Raw genomic sequence first — 17,201 nt, 5'->3', positions numbered from 1 at the left:
GCCCCCCTATTCTAGGAGAGCGAACCCAAGGGCGGTGCCGCCGCGCGCAGGATATTGATCCGGATCAAAAATTTAGCCGGCAGCCTTGGCAAGCCCGCGCGAAAGCTGGAGCGCGCCGTTGAGTCGGGCCTGGGGCGTGGCCCAGGCGCGGGTGATGACCAGCTTCATGTCCGGGCGCAGCTTGGCGGTGCCTTCCAGCTTGTCGACATAGGCGAGCAGGCCCTCGACGTTCGGGAACTTGTCGTCGTGGAAGCTGACCAGCGCGCCCTTGGGACCGACATCGATCTTGGCGATGCAGGCCTTCTTGGCGTTGAGCTTGGTCTCGATCAGGGTGATCAAATTCTCGGTCGCCTCGGGCAGCTTGCCGAAACGGTCGATCAGCTCGGCGGCGAAGGCCTCGATGCCGCCGCGGTCCTCGACGTCGTTGAGGCGGCGGTAGAGGCCCATGCGCAGGTCGAGGTCGGGGACATAGTCCTCGGGGATCATGATCGGCGCGTCGACGGTGATCTGGGGCGACAGGTCGCGCGGGCGCTCGTCGCGCAGGCCGCCGGCCTTGGCGTCCATGATCGCCTCCTCGAGCATCGACTGGTAGAGCTCGTAGCCGACTTCCTTGATATGGCCGGACTGTTCGTCGCCGAGCAGGTTGCCGGCGCCGCGGATGTCGAGATCGTGGCTGGCGAGCTGGAAGCCGGCGCCCAGGCTCTCCAGGTCGGAGAGCACCTTGAGCCGCTTCTCCGCCGCCTCGGTCATCAGCCGCTGGGCGGGGGTGGTCATGTACGCATAGGCACGCGTCTTGGAGCGCCCGACGCGGCCGCGCAGCTGGTAGAGCTGGGCGAGGCCGAACTTGTCGGCGCGGTTGATGATCAACGTGTTGGCCGAGGGGATGTCGATGCCGGACTCGATGATCGTCGTGGAGACGAGCAGGTCGTACTTGCGGTCGTAGAAGGCGGACATGCGCTCCTCGACCTCGGTCGGCGTCATCTGGCCGTGCGCGACGACGTAGGAGATCTCGGGGACGTCGTTGCGGAGGAACTCCTCGATCTCGGGCAGGTCCGAGATGCGCGGGGTGACGAAATAGGCCTGGCCGCCGCGATAATGTTCACGGAGCAAGGCTTCGCGCAGGACGACGGGGTCCCAGGGCATGACATAGGTTCGCACCGCGAGGCGATCGACCGGCGGGGTCTGGATCACCGAAAGCTCGCGCAGGCCGGACATCGCCATCTGCAGCGTGCGGGGGATCGGGGTGGCGGTGAGGGTGAGGACATGGACGTCCGCCTTCATCGCCTTGAGGCGCTCCTTGTGGGTGACGCCGAAGCGCTGCTCCTCATCGACGATGACCAGGCCGAGGCGCTTGAACTCGACATTCTTGGCGAGCACCGCATGGGTGCCGACGACGATGTCGATCGTGCCGTCCGCCGCGCCGTCCTTGGTCGCCTTGGTCTCGGTGGTGCCGACCAGGCGCGAGAGGCGGCCGACCTTGATCGGGAAGCCCTCGAAGCGCTGGGTGAAGTTGTTGAAGTGCTGGCGGGCGAGCAACGTGGTCGGGCAGACCACCGCGACCTGCATCCCGGCCATCGCCGCGACAAAGGCGGCACGCAGCGCGACTTCGGTCTTGCCGAAGCCGACATCGCCGACGATCAGGCGGTCCATCGGGCGGCCGGCCGCGAGATCCTCGAGCACGTCACCGATCGCGCGGTCCTGGTCGTCGGTCTCCTCGTACGGGAAGCGATCGACGAATGCGGGGTAGCCGCCGGCATCGGGCTCGGCGACTTCGGCGGGGCGGGTGGCGCGCTTGGCCGCGGTGGCGATGAGCTCGCCCGCGATCTCGCGGATCCGCTCCTTCATCCGGCTCTTGCGCCGCTGCCACGCCTCGCCGCCGAGCTTGTCGAGCGTAGCGCCCTCTTCGCCCGCGCCGTAGCGGCTCAGGACCTCGAGATTCTCGACCGGCACATAGAGCTTGTCGCCGCCGGCATAGGTGAGCGCGACGCAATCGTGCGGTGCCTTCTGCACCGGGATCTGGGTCAGCCCCTCATAGCGGCCGATGCCGTGATCGACGTGCACGACGAGATCGCCAGGCGAGAGCGTCGCCAGCTCGTTGAGGAACGCGTCGGTCGACTTGCGGCGCTTCGCGCGGCGGACGAGGCGGTCGCCGAGCATGTCCTGCTCGGTCAGCACCGACACGTCGGGCGCGGCGAAGCCGTGATCGAGCGGCAGCACGATCATCGCGACGGCGCTGTCGGCGATGCCCATCGCCTCGTGCCAGCTGTCCGCCTTGCGCGCGGTCTTGAGCCCGTGATCGGCGAGCAGCCCGGTCAGGCGCTCGCGGGCACCGCCCGAATAGCTGGCGAGGATCGGCTTTCTGCCCGATTTGCGCAGCTTGGCGATGTGCTCGACCACCGCCTCATAGACATTGGTGCCGGCGGCGCGCTCGGGCGCGAAGTCGCGCGGGCCGTCGACGTTGAAATCGAGGACGGTCGCGCTTTCGGGCTCGTGGAACGGCGTCGCAACATGTGCCGGCCAGTCTGCCAGCCGCTTTTCCCACTCGCTGGCGACCAGGTAGAGCGCATCGGCGGCAAGCGGGCGATAGCTGCCCGGATCGGCCGACTGGGCGCGGACGCGGTTCGACTGGTAATCGGCGATCGCTTCGAAGCGCGCCTCGGCGGCGCCGGCATCGCCCGCGTCGCGGATCAGGATCGCATCATCGGGGAGATGCTCGAACAGCGTCTCCAGCCGCTCCTCGAACAGCGGCAGCCAATGTTCCATGCCGGCGAGGCGGCGGCCGTCGCTGATCGCCTGGTAGAGCGGATCGCCGGTCGCGGTGGCGCCGAACTTCTCGCGATAGCGGGTGCGGAAGCGCTTGACCGATTCCTCGTCGAGCAGGGCTTCGGAAGCTGGGAGCAGGGTGAAGCCATCGACTCGGCCGGTGGTGCGCTGGTCCGACGGATCGAAGGTGCGGACGGATTCGATCTCGTCACCGAAGAAATCGAGGCGCAGGGCCTGTTCGGCGCCCGAGGGGAACAGATCGACGAGGCCGCCGCGCACCGCGAACTCGCCGCTATCGTTCACCGTGTCGACGCGGACATAGCCGTTCGCCTGGAGCAGCACCGCGAGCTTGTCCAAGCCGATGCGCTCGCCTGGGGCGAGGCGGGCGACGAGCTGGCGGATGCGGAAGGGCGTGAGCGTGCGCTGGGTGACGGCGTTGACGGTGGTGACGAGCAGGCGCGGCTTGTCGCTCTTGCCCTGGAGCGCGTGGAGCGTGGCGAGCCGCTCGGCCATGACGCGCAGCGTGGGGCTGGCGCGGTCATAGGGAAGACAATCCCAGGCGGGGAAGCTCAGGACCTCAAGCTCGGGCGCGAAATAGGGCGCGGTGCCGGCCACGGCGCGCATCGCGGATTCGTCGGGCGCAACGAACACGGCCATCCGCCCGGTGCGCGCCAGATCGGCCAGCATCCAGGGAAGGAAGCCGGCGGGGGCGCCCGAGAGGGTGAGGGGCTTTTGCGCGGAGAGGATGGTCTTGAGGTCGGGCATCTTGGCTCTTGGTTCGTCATCCCGGCGGAAGCCGGGATCTCAGGCGAAGGCACGGGGAAGGAGCCGCACGAGATCCCGGCTTCCGCCGGGATGACGGCTACTCGCTGATCGGCACGTAGTTCAGTTCCTTGAGCGCGGTCATCAACGTGCCGGCAAAGCGTTCGGGCGCGGGCTCAACACCCATTGCCCAGGCCATGATGTCGACGTCCTGCTCCTCGAGCAGTTCCTCGAACAGGTCCATCTCGGCATCGCTCCAGCTGGCGCCATGCTTGTCGAAAAAGCCGCCGATCAGCAGGTCGGCTTCCTTCACGCCGCGGTGCCATGCGCGGAAGTGCAGGCGCTTGAGACGGATTTCGCGGTCCATGCGGGTCCTCAACGGCAAATGGCCGGCAGCGCGAAACGGCGCAGTCGGCGAGGGGAACAGGGATGTGCAGATAGGTCGGTGGGGGGCGAAACGCCAGTCCACAACTTAATCGCGCCATTATCGGGCGATTGCAGCCCGATTGGCCGGCGATCTTCCTATGATGGGGGATACATTGGGTAGGGGTAGTTCCAAATGCGTTTCGTGATGCTGAAGTCGATCAATGGCGATCCGATCCTCGTGAACATCGCCGAGGTTCGTACCGTGGCGACGATCAACATGGCGGGCGACGATGTGGGCGTGCTCTCGTTCGACGGCGCGCATGAAGTGGTGGTCGGCTCGACCGTCAACGAAGTCCATGCCGCGATCGAGGCGGCCGGCCAGGCGATCGCGCCGGCGCGCAACGCGGCCTGAGGCGCTAGATTTTCCATTTCGGTTGCCCGCGAAGGCCGGGGATCAGCTCTGGATTTAAGGCTGGCCATAGAGCCTGCACGAGTCTTCGGAATTACTCCCGTCATCCCCGCGAAGGCGGGGATCCATTGCCGCTGCGGGCAATGGGACTGACTTCGGGCAGCCAGAATGGATCCCCGCCTTCGCGGGGATGACGATAAGAACATGCGTTCCCGACCCAGGTTCGGGCTTTGCATCCCGAATGTCCGGCTGGCTCATATCGCCCCCTAGCGGCGCGCCGTTGCAGCGATTAGGTCGGGGCCAATGCGGCCCGACATTCTCAATCCGCTTTTCGCCGAAGTCACGGCGCTGAAGGGCATTGGCGCCGCGCTCGCCAAGCCGCTGGAGCGGCTTGGGCTGGCGCGGGTGGTCGATGTCGCCTTCCATCTGCCGACAGGTTTCATCGACCGCATCCCGCGCGACGAGCTGATGGCGTCCGATGTCGGCCGGATCATCGCGATCGAGCTGACCGCAGCCAATTATCGCTTCGGCAGCAGCCCGCGCTCGCCCGCCCGGGTGCAGGCGGTCGACACGCATGGCAATTTCGTCAGCCTGGTCTTTTTCGGCGGCAATTCGGGCTGGGCGAAGAAGCTGCTGCCGCTCAACGAGAAGCGCTGGGTGTCCGGCCGGCTCGACCAATATGGCCAGGAATTGCAGATCGTGCACCCCGAGGTCGTCGTGCCCGAAGAGGCCGAGGGCGGCGGGCGCGAGGCGGTCTATCCCTGTTCGGAAGGCATCACCTCGAAGCGTATCGCGGCGATGGCCGCCCAGGCGATCGAGCGCGCGCCCGACCTGACCGAATGGATCGAGCCGAGCCTGAAGGAGCGGCACCAATGGCCGGGCTGGAAGGAAGCGCTGACCCGCATCCATGCCGATCCGGCCGACGCCAAGGCGCGCGAGCGGCTCGCCTATGACGAGGTGTTCGCCAACCAGCTCGCATTGATGCTGGTGCGCGGCGAGGCACGAGCCAAGCGCGGGCGCTCGCTGCAGGGGGACGGGCGGCTGCGCGACAGGCTCCAGCTGCCGTACACGCCGACCGGCGCCCAATCGCGGACGATCCGCGAGATCGAGGGCGACATGGCGCAGAGCCAGCCGATGCTTCGCCTGCTCCAGGGCGATGTCGGCGCGGGCAAGACGCTGGTCGCGACGATGGCGCTGCTGATCGCCGCCGAGGCGGGGGCGCAGGGCGCGATGCTGGCGCCGACCGAGATCCTGGCGCGGCAGCATTACGAGAATCTGTCGCGGATGCTTGCCGGGCTCGATGTGCGGATCGCGATCCTGACCGGACGCGACAAGGGCAAGGCGCGCGAGGCGACGCTGATGGGGCTCGCCGCCGGCGAGATCGACATCCTGGTCGGCACCCATGCGATCTTCCAGCAAGGCGTGACCTATCGCGACCTGGGGCTGGTGGTCGTCGATGAGCAGCATCGCTTCGGCGTGGCCGAGCGGCTGATGCTCCAGGCCAAGGCGCAGGTGCCGCCGCATCTGCTGGTGATGACCGCGACGCCGATCCCGCGTACCCTGCAGCTCGCTTCGCATGGCGAGATGGATGTGAGCCGGCTCGACGAGATGCCGCCGGGCCGCCAGCCGATCCAGACCACGGTGATCGCCGAGGACAAATTGGACGCGGTCGTGGCCGGGCTCGGTCGCCACCTGGAGGCGGGGAAACAGGCCTATTGGGTGTGCCCGCTGGTCGAGGAGAGCGAGAAGACCGATCTCGCCGCGGCCGAGCATCGTGCGGCGACGCTGACCGCGAAGTTCGGCGCCAAGGTGGGGCTGGTCCATGGCCGGATGAAGGGGCCGGAGAAGGACGCGGTGATGGCGCGCTTTGCCAGCGGCGAGCTGGGCGTGCTGGTGGCGACCACGGTGATCGAAGTGGGCGTGGACGTGCCCAATGCGACGCTGATCGTGATCGAGGCGGCGGACCGGTTCGGCCTTGCCCAGCTCCACCAGCTGCGCGGGCGCGTTGGGCGGGGCGGGGGGCAGTCGCACTGCATCCTGCTGCGCGGCGACAAGCTTAGCGAGACGTCCCGCGCGCGGTTGGCGCTGATGCGCGACACGACCGACGGCTTCCTGATCGCCGAGCGTGACCTGGAGCTGCGCGGCGCGGGCGAGATCCTGGGCACGCGCCAATCGGGCGAGCAGACTTTCCGGCTGGCGACGCCGGAGAGCCTGGCGACCTTGATCGCGGCGGCCAATGGCGATGCGCGGCTGCTGGAGGATCAGGACCGGTCGCTGCAATCTGCGCGCGGGCAGGCGGCGCGGGTGGCGCTGTACCTGTTCGAGCGGGATGCTGCGGTGAGCCTGTTGCGGGCGGGGTAGGCGCCAATCGCATGAGATCCCGGCTTTCGCCGGGATGACGACTATTCTTCTACTTCGCCTTCACCATCACCGAGATCAGCTCGTAATAGCTGGCGAGGTCGATCGCGCGCTCGAACTGGCAGCCGATGCGGCCGCCCAGCGCCCAGCGGACTTCCGCCACCACCGTGCCTGCATGCGGCAGGACCACGCGGATGCGGTCGCCGGTCTGGAACTCGTCTTCGCAGCGCGCCATCAGGCCGTGCGGCGAGATGTTGACGATGATGAAGTTCAGCTGCTTCGCGTCGGGACCGAATGCACGCGCGCGGTAGTAGACGTCTTCGCGTCCTTCCCGCCGGGGCTCCGAATAAGCCAGGTTCGATCCAAAACTCACGCAACGCCTCACAAAACGCTTGAGGTACGGTTGCGGTGATACCGTTACCGCGTGAATCTCATTGCAACGAAGCTGCTTAACACCGACTTATCGGAGCATCCGGAAGGTTACGCAGGTACGAGCAGGCCGTGCTTCTTCTTGCCGAAGCTGAGCTTGACCTGGTTCGTCACCGCAATGTCATGGGTCGGGTCGCTTACGACCTGATCGTCGACGCGGATCGCGCCCTCGGCGATCTTGCGGCGGGCCTCGCCCTTGGAGGCGCAGAGCTCGAGCGCGATCAGGGCGTCGACCACGTTGATGCCGGCGCCCTCGACCGCGAAGGTCGGGAGCGAACCGCCGGCCGAGCCTTCCTCGAACACCTTGCGGGCGGTCTCGGCGGCTTCGTTTGCGGCTGCGCGGCCGCGGCACATCGCTGTGGCTTCGTTGGCGAGGACCTTCTTGGCCTCGTTGATCCCGGCGCCCTCGAGTGCCTCGAGGCGGGCGATCTCTTCGAGCGGCAGGTCGGTGAACAGGCGCAGGAAGCGGCCGACATCGCGGTCGTCGGTGTTGCGCCAGAACTGCCAGTAATCGAAGGCCGAGAGCTGGTCGTCGTTGAGCCAGACGGCGCCCGACATGGTCTTGCCCATCTTGCCGCCGTCCGCCGTGGTGATCAGCGGGGTGGTGACACCGTAGACCTCGGTGCCGTCGACGCGGCGGGCAAGCTCGATGCCGTTGACGATGTTGCCCCACTGGTCCGACCCGCCCATCTGCAGGCGGCACGCGGCGCGGCGTGACAGCTCCAGGAAGTCATAGCCCTGGAGGATCATGTAGTTGAACTCGAGGAACGACAGCGACTGCTCGCGGTCGAGGCGCAGCTTGACCGAGTCGAAGCTGAGCATGCGGTTGACCGAGAAATGCCGGCCGATGTCGCGCAGGAACGGGATGTATTCGAGCTTGTCGAGCCACTCGGCATTGTCGACCATCACCGCATCGGTGGGGCCGTCGCCGAAGGTGAGGAACTTCTCGAACACGGTCTTGATCGAGGCGACGTTCTGCTGGATCACCTCGTCGGTCATCAGCTTGCGGGCCTCGTCCTTGAACGAGGGGTCACCGATCTTGCCGGTACCGCCGCCCATCAGGACGATCGGCTTGTGCCCGGCCTGCTGGAGGCGGCGCAGCAGCATGATCTGGACGAGGCTGCCGACATGCAGCGACGGCGCGGTCGGGTCGAAGCCGATATAGCCGGGAACGATCTGCCTGGTCGCAAGGGCGTCGAGCGCCTCCGGGTCGGTGACCTGGTGGATATAGCCACGTTCGGAGAGCAGGCGGAGCAGATCGGACTTGAATTCGGTCATAGTGGCCGCCGCATAGCCGAGCCGAACGGTCCTGTCATGCCTTGGGCGTATCGCAGTCCTTGTTGCCCGCATAGGCATTGAGGATCGCCGCGAGCAGGCCGGGGAAGCGGGCATCGACTTCGCCGCAGCGCGTGGTGTTGCGCATCTCGACGCCCTGGCGCTCCGAATGGATCAGCCCGGCGTCGCGCAGCACCTTGAAATGCTGGGACAGCGAGGACTTGGGGATGTCGCGATCGCCGACCCGGGCGAAGGTCGAGCAGCCCTGGACGCAGCCCTGGCCGGCGACTTCGGCAAAGATCGCCGCACGCGTGGGATCGGACAGCGCGTGGAGGATCGCCTCCACCGACACGTCTTCGATCGAAGGGTGAAACAGGGGTCGCATGAATTTTATCTAGGGGCTCTTGAAGCTTGGTTCAACAGTTCCGAAATCCTGAACTATGGGAATAAGGCAGCCATACCGGCGACCGGCCCATGGAGAATTTTCAGTCATGTCGAAGCTCGCAGACAAGGTCGCGATCGTTACCGGGGCATCCAAGGGCATCGGTGCCGGCATCGCCAAGTCGCTGGCGGCGGAAGGCGCCGCGGTGGTGGTCAATTATGCGTCGAGCAAGGCCGGCGCGGATGCGGTGGTGAAGGACATCACCGATGCCGGCGGCAAGGCGATCGCCGTGCAGGCCGATGTCGCCAAGGCCGACCAGGCGCAGGCGCTGGTCGATGCCGCGATCAAGGAATTCGGCCGGCTCGACGTGCTGGTCAACAATTCGGGCGTCTATGAATTCGCCTCGCTCGATGCGACGACCGAGGAGCTGTACCGCCGCACCTTCGATGTGAACGTGCTCGGCGTGCTGCTCACCACCCAGGCGGCGGCCAAGCATCTCGGCGAGGGCGCCAGCGTCATCAACATCTCGTCGGCGGTCACCAGCCTCTTCCCGGCCGAATCGGCGGTCTACACCGGCACCAAGGGCGCGGTGGACGCGATCACCGGGGTGCTCGCCAATGAGCTTGGCCCGCGCAAGATCCGCGTCAACGCGATCAATCCGGGCGTGGTCGAGACCGAAGGCACGCATGCCGCCGGCTTTGTCGGCTCGGAATTCTTCGACGCGATCATCGGCCAGACCCCGCTCGGCCGGGTCGGCTATCCGGACGACATCGCCTCGATCGCGGTGTTCCTTGCGTCGGACGATGCGCGCTGGCTGACCGGCGAGAAGCTGACCGCCAGCGGCGGCCTGCGCTAGGCGAAACGCGGGATGGGGCGACCCGGCCTCATCCCGCAACCCGCTTCGGCACGGACGGCCGCGTCACCATCCAGATGCCGGCGCAGACCAGCAGCAGCGCGGCGAGATAGCTCCAGTGGAGCAGCGACTCGCCGAGGAAGATCGCCGAGAGCGCGACGCCGAACACCGGGATCAGGAAGTTGAACGCGGCGATCAGGCCGACCGGGTTGTGCTTGAGCAACAGGCTCCACAGCGCGAAAGCGACCGAGGACAGCAGCGCGAGATAGAGCAGCAGCACGCCAGCGGGCAGGCTGGGCGCGGCGATATGACCGCTGCCACCAAGACCGACCGAAGTGAGGATCAGTCCGCCGATGCCGAGCTGCCAGCCGGTCATCACCAGCGGATCCATGTCGCGCGAGATGCGCTTGCCGTAGATCGAGGCGGCGGCGAGGACGAAGGCGGCGATGATGACAAAGCCTTCGCCGAGCAGGCTGAAATCGAAGTCGAGACGGCCGTTGCCGCCCAGGTTGACCACCACCACGCCGAGGAAGCCGACCAGGCAGCCCAGCGCCTTGCGGCTGCTCAGACGGTCGTCGGCATAGAGGAAATGGGCGATCACCACGCTGAAGAACACGCCCGTCGCGTTCATGATCGAGGATTTCACGCCCGACGCATTGGCGAGGCCGACATAGAAGAACACATACTGGATGCCGGTCTGGGTGAGGCCGAGCAGCGCCACCTGGCGCCACTGGCCGGCGCCAAGGGCGAAGACCCGCTTGCCGGTTGCCGCAGCGAAGGCGAGCAGGATCGCACCCGCCAGGACGAAGCGATAGCCGGCGAACAGCAGCTGCGCGGCGGTATCCGCCTTGGCGATGCCCAACAGCGCATAGCCGTTCTTGATCGCGGGATAGGCGCTGCCCCAGAGCACGCAGCAAAGCGTGGCGAGCAGGAAGACACCGGTACGGGACTGGTAGAAAGGACTGGACACGCGCGGCCCGTAACGCATCTTCGCGCGCGTACAAACCGCCGCCAGGTCGCCATGCACCTTCGTGTTCCACTTTACCCGCATCCTGATTTCCCGAGTGCGATCGATCGCATCGCAGTGAAGGTGACGCGCTTTGCCCCGCAGTTGCTGGGCCTGCGCTATTTCGTCTTCGGTCCGCTGGACCAGCTGGTGCTTCCGCCGGCCACGGAGGCGCCGGCGCGGCGGGACGAACTGTGGAAGTCGACCTGCTTTGAAGCGTTCGTGCGCGGGGAGGGCGAGGGGTATCTCGAACTCAATTTCGCGCCCTCGGGCGACTGGGCGGCGTACAGCTTCACCGGCTACCGCGAAGGCATGGCCGATGCTCCGGTTACCAGCCCGCGCGGCACCTGGATGTCCGGCGGCGTGATGGCGGCGGAGGTGGAATTGCCGCTTCAAGGCCCTTGGCAACTGGCGATCACCGCGGTGATCGAGGAGCGCGACGGGACCAAATCCTATTGGTCCTCCGAGCATGGTCCGGGAAAGCCGGACTTCCATGCCGAGGCGGGATTTGTGGTGGAATTGCCGGCACAGGCACAGGCGAGCGCCTTCTGACGGAACGCAGGCGGTGAGACCGGTTGCGCTCTCCCTATAGGATAGCAAGCTAAACCGATGAGGGCGGGCGACGATCCGGCTTGCGTCATGCTCCAACTCCCCGCATCCAGCAGCGCATGAAATTCGGCATCGACCGGCTGCTCGCCGACCCTGAGCTTCGTCGCCCCCTCGAAGGCAAGCGCATCGCGCTGCTCGCGCACCCCGCCTCGGTGACGGAGGATCTGACGCACTCGCTCGATGCGCTGGTTGCGACCGGGCTCAACGTCTCGGCGGTGTTCGGTCCGCAGCACGGCGTGCGCGGCGACCTGCAGGACAATATGATGGAGTCGCCGGACTATACCGACCCGACGTACGGGATGCCGGTGTTCAGCCTCTATGGCGAGGTCCGCCGTCCGACCGGCCAATCGATGGGCACGTTCGACACGATCCTGATCGACCTTCAGGACGTGGGCTGCCGCATCTACACCTTCGTCACCACGCTGCTCTACGTCCTCGAAGCCGCGGCCGAGCATGGCAAGAGCGTGTGGGTGCTCGATCGCCCCAATCCCGCCGGCCGCCCGGTGGAAGGCACGACGCTGCTTCCGGGCTGGGAGAGCTTCGTCGGCGCCGGGCCGATGCCGATGCGGCACGGCATGACGCTGGGCGAGATGGGCCACTGGTTCATCCGGCAGTTCAACCTCGACGTCGATTATCGGGTGATCGAGATGGAAGGCTGGCAGCCCGACGCCGCGCCCGGCTTCGGCTGGCCGATCGAGCGCCCCTGGATCAATCCGAGCCCCAATGCCGCCAACGTCAACATGGCGCGTGCCTATGCCGGCACGGTGATGCTGGAAGGCACATTGCTCTCCGAAGGCCGGGGCACCACGCGCCCGCTCGAGCTGTTCGGCGCACCGGACATCGATGCGAAGAAGCTGATCGTCGCCATGTACACGCTGGCGCCGCAATGGCTGGCGGGCTGCACGCTGCGCGACTTCTGGTTCCAGCCCACCTTCCACAAGCATGTCGGCGCGCTGTGCTCGGGCGTGTTCATCCATGCCGAAGGCGCGGCCTATGACCACCAGGCGTTCCGGCCGTGGCGGCTGCAGGCGCTGGGCTTCAAGGCGATCCGCAAGCTATACGGCGATTACCCGCTGTGGCGCGATTTCCCGTACGAATATGTGTTCGACAAGCTGGCGATCGACGTCATCAACGGCGGCGGCGACCTTCGCGAATGGGTGGACGACGCGGCGGCGGAGCCGGGCGATCTCGACGCGCGGACGCTGCCCGACGAGGCTGCCTGGATCGAGGCACGGCGGCCGCACCTGCTCTATTGAACGAACGGGTTCCGGCGGGCGGGAGGGAGAACACCACCCGCCGGAATTCCGTCAGGCGTCCGCCAGTTCCGCCTTTGCAATCGCCGGGATCAGCCCCAGCGACAGGGTCTGGCCTTCCGCACCGCCGATATAGGCGGTGACGCCGTTGACCTCATATTGCATCGCGAAATACTTGGTGTTCCCGTAGTCGGGGTCGCCGCCAAAGGTTTCGTTGGTGAGCGCGAGCTGGAAGTTGGTCGTGCCCTGGTCGACGATCAGGCCGCCCTGGTTCAGGATCGCCTGGCAGATCGCCGTCACGTCGAAGCCGTTATTGGACGAGCCATAGATCGCGCGCTTCACCTGGAACGGCGTGTTCGCGGACTGCGCCACGCTCGGCTGCGGCGCGGTGTTGAAATAATAGGCCGGATAGCCGGGCGAGGGGATCAGATCGACCGTTGCGTTCTCGACCGCGGCGAGACCGATCGGGTTGCCGCTGTTGAGGCCGGTGGCGGTGTACCAGGCCAGGAAATATTTGGTCGCACCGGAATCGGGATCGCCGAAGCTGCCGTTGTTCACGGCAACGTCGTCATTGCCGCCGGCAACCATGGCCGCCACTTGCGAGGTGACGTCTTCCCCCATGGAATTGGACGCGTAGACGGCGAGAAGGATCGATATGGTCATCGCAAATCTCCATTTTCGAAAAACAAAGCCGTACTTTGCGCTGATATGCGGCGACTTGCTTCATTTCGGACGCAAAATGCCCCAGCGTGGCGATTGTGCGCCGCGACTCGAAAGTTCTGACCAAGCAAATCTGTGAATAGGCTGCGACTTGATTTAAGAAGGTTCAAGTGAATTTGCTTCGCAAATGGCGATGAAATTTATACGTGACTTAATATTGTAAATTACGATGTGATGACAATTTTGTTATATTATAAAATGGATTTGACGTAATCCGAGGCGCCATATGCCCCGCGCGAAACGCGGTGCGTTGCCGCACCCGTCTCGGCATTTGCCTCGCAACGGCAATCCGCCTAACCACCGCATCATGTTGGCGGGGCTGATATTTGCGGTCGAGGAGGCGGAGGGCCGCCCGGGGACTTTGATGGCGACGCTGCCGTTCGGCGGCATGACGCTGCTCGAATATCAGGCGCGGCTGCTGTTCGGCGCCGGTACCGAGCAGGTGCTGGTAGCGGTCGGCAAGATGACCCCGGCGCTGCTTGCGGCGGTCAATCGCGCCGCCAAGCGCCATCCCCGCATCGAGATCGTCCGATCGGCAGAGGAAGCCGCCGAGAAGATCGCGCCTGGCGCGCAGGTGCTGGTGATGGCTGACGGACTGGTCACCACCGATCCGGTGATGGACCGGATGGCCAAGGCGGGCGGCGAGGCGCTGCTCGTCACCGATGACCCGACATCGCCCGCCGCGATCGAGCGGCTCGACATGCGGGACAGCTGGGCGGGGATCGCGCGCATTTCGCTGGAGCAGCTCACCCAGATCGCCCAGATGCCCGAGGACTATGACTTCCAGTCGGCGCTGCTGCGTGTCGCCGCGCAATCGGGCGCCGAGCATGTCGGGTTGACCGCGGGCTGGCTGAAGGGCGGTCATGCCGTCGAGCGCAGCGTCGAGGGGTTGGCTGCGCGCAACACCGGTGTGCTCGCAGCGCTTACCGAGCGCCGCACCGACTGGGCGGATCGTTGGGTGTTCACCCGCGCCGCGCGAATCGTCCTGCCGGAACTGGTCGGGCGGAACGTGCCGGGCTGGGCAGTGAGCGTCGGTGGCGGCGTGGTTTCGGCGATTTCGCTGGTCTGCACCGCGATGGGCTGGGTCGGCGCGGGTAGCGTCGTCGCGCTGCTTGGTACCGCGACGCTCGCCACCGGCGCGGCGATGGCGGTGCTGCGCGGCGAGGAAAAGCGTGCCGGGCTGCTCGAATGGGCGATCTTCGCGCTGTTCGCCCTGATCGTGCTGCTTGGCGGCTGGGTGGAATTCGCTGCGACCGGCAGCACCACGCCGCCGGTGCTCGCGGTGGTTGCCGCGGCTGCGCAATGGCTGGTCGAGCGTGTGCCGAGCCGGCCTAAGCGCTGGTGGTCGAGCCCCTCGGCGCACCTGCTGGTTTTTTCGCCCTTCGCGTTGTCCGGATTCGCGACAATCGGGCTTGCTGCAGTTGCGATATATTCCTTCGCCACGCTCGCTGCGGCAGTTGAGGGTACGCGCGAAAAAGCTTAGTCTCGTCTTAAGGACATTTCCGTTAGCTTGGGGTCGATGTCGGAGAATCCCATCGACATGCGCGATGGCCTGGCTGTCAGCGCCCGGGAGCTGCTCGCACGTGCGGCGGCTGCGGAGTTGCGCGCCTATAAGGGTCTGATGGTCGCCGTTGATGATTTCTTCCTGCCCGAAGAGGCCCGGCTCGACGAGCATAGCCGCGCAGGCCTGGCCGCGCTGTTGCGCGGGCTCGTGGAGACGGTGGAAGGCGAGATTCGCGAGCATGCCGTACGGTTGCTGACCGGGCGCAGCGAGACCCTGCTGGTCGCCAAGCTGATCGAGCCGGGCAATTCGGTGCTCGCACGACTGTGGAATTCCGGGCTGCTGCGCGACGGCGCGCTGATGGGCGAGCTGATCGCGCGGGTGCGCCAGGAGATGCTGGGCGCGGCGTTGCCGATGAGCGCGCCGGACGATCCCGAGCGGCCGAGCCTGATCAACCGATTCGTCCAGCATCCGGACCGGGTGGTCGCGGCGAGCGCGATGGCGGTGCTGATCGCGGAAAGCCGGCGTCGGGGCAGTCCCGAAGTGGGACAATTCCAGACGGAGCTACCCGCCGAGCTGCACCACCGGCTGGTGTGGTGGACGGCGGCGGCGCTTCGGGAACGGGTGGTCGATGCCAGCGAATCGCTCGATCGCGTCTTGTGCGACGCGGCGCAGCGCAGCCTTGCCGCCTATGACGAGGGCGATCGGCTCGAAGCCGCCGCTATGCGCTTTGCCGCCGCGATCGATGCCCAGCCGGGCGAACTCCCGGCCATGCTCGTCGAATCGCTGGGGGACCGGCGGATCGTATTGTTCATCGCGCTGCTCGGGCACGGCATGGGTGTGCCGTACGAGCTGGCGCGCGACCTGGTGCTGGATCCGGCGGCCGACCGGCTGTGGCTGGCGCTGCGGGCGCTGGATATCGGTCGCGAGGGTGTCGCCCAGGTCGGTTACGCGCTGAGCGAAGCCGATCCGCGCCGGGACCTCGAGAAATTCGCCGACACGCTCGATACGATCGCCGCGATCGCCCCGGCCGAGGCGCGCGCCGCGCTGGCGCCGCTCAAGCTCGATCCCGATTATCGCGCCGCGCTGATCGCCCTCCAGCGGGGAGGCGCGAAGTGAACATCATCGATCCCTCGCTGCCGCTGTCGATCGCCCGGCTCGATGCCGAGGGGCGGCTGATCGATGCCGAGGCGCGGCTGTTCGAGCTGAACATGCGCGCCGGCGGCAATATCGGCACGCCGCTGGCCGTGCCGCAGATCGCGACGCTGGCGCGCCTCGCGCAGCGGCTCGGCATCGCCATCTCGCGCAATGTGATCGCCGCGGACGGCGAGGACGATCTGGAGCTTTGGGTGCGGGCCGAGCCCGAACAGGGCGGGGTGCGGCTCGAAGTGAGCGGCTGGCGGCTGCGGCCGGGCTGGCGCGCGCCGGCGAGCGAGCCCGAGCGCGACGGTGATTTCTTCCGTTCGGCGGCCGACTGGCTGTGGGAGACCGACGCGTCGCTGCGCATCACCTTCCTCTCGATCGAGGCCGGCGCGCGCTATGGGTTCGACAGCTCGACCATGCTGGGCCAGCCACTCACCCGGTTGTTCCGGCTGGAGCAGGACGAGGCCGGCGAACTGCCGATCCTGACCGCGGTGGCGGCGCAGGGCCGCTTCGACGGGCAGAAGGCCGAATTGCGCGGGACGGGGCGGATGGTCCGGCTCGCCGCGACGCCGCGCACCGATCCGGGCGGGCGCTTTGCCGGGTTCGTCGGCGCGGCGCATATGCTCGACCAGGTGGGTCCCGCCGCGCCCAAGATGGATGCGCCGGTACCGGCTGCCGCGGTGCCGTTCGGCGGCTTCCCCGATTCCTTCAGCCAGCGACTCGATCGTGCGCTGCGCGGGCCGCTCGGCAAGATCATCGCTAACGCCGATTCGATCAGCGCGCAGACCGAGGGGCCGCTCAAGCCCGACTATGCCGAATATGCCAGCGACATCGCCAATGCCGGGCGGCACCTGCTCGGGCTGGTCGATGACCTGGTCGACCTGCAGGCGATCGAGCGCGACGATTTCGACACGGCGGACGAGGAGATCGACCTGGCGGATGTCGCGCGTCGTGCCGCCGGGTTGCTCGCGGTCCGCGCGGCCCAGGCCGAGGTGCGGATCGACCGGCCGGCGATGGACGAGCACGTGCCCGTGCACGGCGAGTTTCGCCGGGCCCTGCAGGTGCTGGTCAACCTGATCGGCAATGCGGTGCGCTATTCGCCGACGGGGGCGATGGTGTGGATCCGGCTCGAGCGCGACGACAGCCACGGCCATGTGATCGTCGCCGATCAGGGCAAGGGCATCGCCGAGGCGGACCAGGAGAAGATCTTCGAGAAGTTCGGCCGGGTCGATCCGACCGAGCCGGGCGGTTCGGGCCTGGGCCTCTACATTGCCCGCAGGCTTGCCCGGGCGATGGGCGGCGACCTGATGGTCGACAGCGCGCCGGGGCAGGGTGCCCGCTTCGTGTTCAGCTTGCCGATCCGGCAATAGGG

15 protein-coding genes are annotated in these 17,201 nt (G+C 66.8%); 8 read left to right on the top strand and 7 right to left on the bottom strand.

Translation table 11 applies throughout. The annotated features are described in order from the left end of the window. Positions 1–72: 72 nt before the first annotated feature. Both mfd and HNP52_RS11965 read right to left on the bottom strand, forming a co-directional pair. Complete coding sequence (gene mfd, locus HNP52_RS11970; RefSeq protein WP_184167205.1) at positions 73–3,528, bottom strand: transcription-repair coupling factor; 3,456 nt, start codon at positions 3,526–3,528, stop codon at positions 73–75. A gap of 97 nt (positions 3,529–3,625) precedes the next feature. After that, entirely contained in the window at positions 3,626–3,892 is a 267-nt protein-coding gene (locus HNP52_RS11965; protein WP_184167202.1) for a succinate dehydrogenase assembly factor 2, read from the bottom strand. Positions 3,893–4,084: 192 nt separating this feature from the next. Between HNP52_RS11965 and HNP52_RS11960 the strand changes: the two genes are divergently transcribed. Further along, on the top strand, positions 4,085–4,303 hold the full coding sequence (locus HNP52_RS11960; RefSeq protein WP_184167199.1) for a hypothetical protein: 219 nt from the start codon (positions 4,085–4,087) through the stop codon (positions 4,301–4,303). Between the two features lie 300 nt (positions 4,304–4,603). Further along, entirely contained in the window at positions 4,604–6,661 is a 2,058-nt protein-coding gene (gene recG, locus HNP52_RS11955; protein WP_184167196.1) for an ATP-dependent DNA helicase RecG, read from the top strand. Between the two features lie 49 nt (positions 6,662–6,710). Here recG and HNP52_RS11950 read toward each other — a convergent pair whose 3' ends face one another. From HNP52_RS11950 to HNP52_RS11940, 3 genes are all read right to left on the bottom strand, one after another. Continuing rightward, entirely contained in the window at positions 6,711–7,031 is a 321-nt protein-coding gene (locus tag HNP52_RS11950) for a PilZ domain-containing protein (RefSeq protein WP_184167193.1), read from the bottom strand. Between the two features lie 107 nt (positions 7,032–7,138). Beyond that, positions 7,139–8,365 (bottom strand): tyrosine--tRNA ligase, encoded by a 1,227-nt coding sequence (gene tyrS / locus HNP52_RS11945; protein WP_184167190.1) that lies wholly within the window; start codon positions 8,363–8,365, stop codon positions 7,139–7,141. A 34-nt stretch (positions 8,366–8,399) separates the two neighbouring features. Further along, entirely contained in the window at positions 8,400–8,747 is a 348-nt protein-coding gene (locus HNP52_RS11940) for a helix-turn-helix transcriptional regulator (protein WP_184167187.1), read from the bottom strand. Between the two features lie 106 nt (positions 8,748–8,853). Here HNP52_RS11940 and HNP52_RS11935 point away from each other — a divergent pair, with 106 nt between their 5' ends. Next, a complete protein-coding gene (locus tag HNP52_RS11935) occupies positions 8,854–9,600 on the top strand; it encodes a glucose 1-dehydrogenase (RefSeq protein WP_184167184.1) in 747 nt (248 codons plus the stop codon). A 28-nt stretch (positions 9,601–9,628) separates the two neighbouring features. On the opposite strand, the gene HNP52_RS11930 is transcribed toward HNP52_RS11935, so the two are convergent. Then, positions 9,629–10,567 (bottom strand): DMT family transporter, encoded by a 939-nt coding sequence (locus tag HNP52_RS11930; RefSeq protein WP_221416258.1) that lies wholly within the window; start codon positions 10,565–10,567, stop codon positions 9,629–9,631. A 120-nt stretch (positions 10,568–10,687) separates the two neighbouring features. On the opposite strand from HNP52_RS11930, the gene HNP52_RS11925 reads away from it, so the two are divergent. Both HNP52_RS11925 and HNP52_RS11920 read left to right on the top strand, forming a co-directional pair. Further along, positions 10,688–11,155: a DOMON-like domain-containing protein gene (locus tag HNP52_RS11925; RefSeq protein ID WP_184167181.1), complete on the top strand. Its 468-nt coding sequence runs from the start codon at positions 10,688–10,690 to the stop codon at positions 11,153–11,155. A gap of 116 nt (positions 11,156–11,271) precedes the next feature. After that, positions 11,272–12,468, top strand: a complete 1,197-nt coding sequence (locus tag HNP52_RS11920) for an exo-beta-N-acetylmuramidase NamZ domain-containing protein (protein WP_184167178.1) — start codon at positions 11,272–11,274, stop codon at positions 12,466–12,468. A 51-nt stretch (positions 12,469–12,519) separates the two neighbouring features. Here HNP52_RS11920 and HNP52_RS11915 read toward each other — a convergent pair whose 3' ends face one another. Then, positions 12,520–13,128, bottom strand: coding sequence for a hypothetical protein (locus HNP52_RS11915; protein WP_184167175.1), 609 nt, complete (start codon positions 13,126–13,128; stop codon positions 12,520–12,522). A gap of 364 nt (positions 13,129–13,492) precedes the next feature. Here HNP52_RS11915 and HNP52_RS11910 point away from each other — a divergent pair, with 364 nt between their 5' ends. The 3 genes from HNP52_RS11910 to HNP52_RS11900 are packed head-to-tail and all read left to right on the top strand — an operon-like array spanning position 13,493 to position 17,199. Further along, on the top strand, positions 13,493–14,668 hold the full coding sequence (locus HNP52_RS11910; RefSeq protein ID WP_184167173.1) for a hypothetical protein: 1,176 nt from the start codon (positions 13,493–13,495) through the stop codon (positions 14,666–14,668). 36 nt (positions 14,669–14,704) lie between these two features. Further along, positions 14,705–15,805 (top strand): DUF2336 domain-containing protein, encoded by a 1,101-nt coding sequence (locus tag HNP52_RS11905; protein WP_184167171.1) that lies wholly within the window; start codon positions 14,705–14,707, stop codon positions 15,803–15,805. Continuing rightward, entirely contained in the window at positions 15,802–17,199 is a 1,398-nt protein-coding gene (locus tag HNP52_RS11900; protein ID WP_269574971.1) for an ATP-binding protein, read from the top strand. Before HNP52_RS11905 ends, HNP52_RS11900 begins: the two co-directional genes overlap by 4 nt. Positions 17,200–17,201: the final 2 nt, after the last annotated feature.

This window comes from Sphingomonas kyeonggiensis (assembly GCF_014204495.1).
In the GTDB taxonomy this organism is placed as follows: Bacteria; Pseudomonadota; Alphaproteobacteria; order Sphingomonadales; family Sphingomonadaceae; genus Sphingomonas; species Sphingomonas kyeonggiensis_A.
The sequence above is the reverse complement of the archived record's forward strand: the minus strand, read 5'-3'. Positions and strand labels throughout refer to the sequence as shown.

Bases quoted from the DNA above. Each gene is read 5' to 3' on its own strand.
- HNP52_RS11960 (WP_184167199.1), top strand. From the start codon at position 4,085: ATGCGTTTCGTGATGCTGAAGTCGATCAATGGCGATCCGATCCTCGTG.
- tyrS (WP_184167190.1), bottom strand. From the start codon at position 8,365: ATGACCGAATTCAAGTCCGATCTGCTCCGCCTGCTCTCCGAACGTGGC.
- HNP52_RS11910 (WP_184167173.1), top strand. From the start codon at position 13,493: ATGTTGGCGGGGCTGATATTTGCGGTCGAGGAGGCGGAGGGCCGCCCG.
- HNP52_RS11940 (WP_184167187.1), bottom strand. From the start codon at position 8,747: ATGCGACCCCTGTTTCACCCTTCGATCGAAGACGTGTCGGTGGAGGCG.
- HNP52_RS11920 (WP_184167178.1), top strand. From the start codon at position 11,272: ATGAAATTCGGCATCGACCGGCTGCTCGCCGACCCTGAGCTTCGTCGC.
- HNP52_RS11905 (WP_184167171.1), top strand. From the start codon at position 14,705: ATGTCGGAGAATCCCATCGACATGCGCGATGGCCTGGCTGTCAGCGCC.
- HNP52_RS11935 (WP_184167184.1), top strand. From the start codon at position 8,854: ATGTCGAAGCTCGCAGACAAGGTCGCGATCGTTACCGGGGCATCCAAG.
- recG (WP_184167196.1), top strand. From the start codon at position 4,604: ATGCGGCCCGACATTCTCAATCCGCTTTTCGCCGAAGTCACGGCGCTG.
- HNP52_RS11915 (WP_184167175.1), bottom strand. From the start codon at position 13,128: ATGACCATATCGATCCTTCTCGCCGTCTACGCGTCCAATTCCATGGGG.
- HNP52_RS11965 (WP_184167202.1), bottom strand. From the start codon at position 3,892: ATGGACCGCGAAATCCGTCTCAAGCGCCTGCACTTCCGCGCATGGCAC.
- mfd (WP_184167205.1), bottom strand. From the start codon at position 3,528: ATGCCCGACCTCAAGACCATCCTCTCCGCGCAAAAGCCCCTCACCCTC.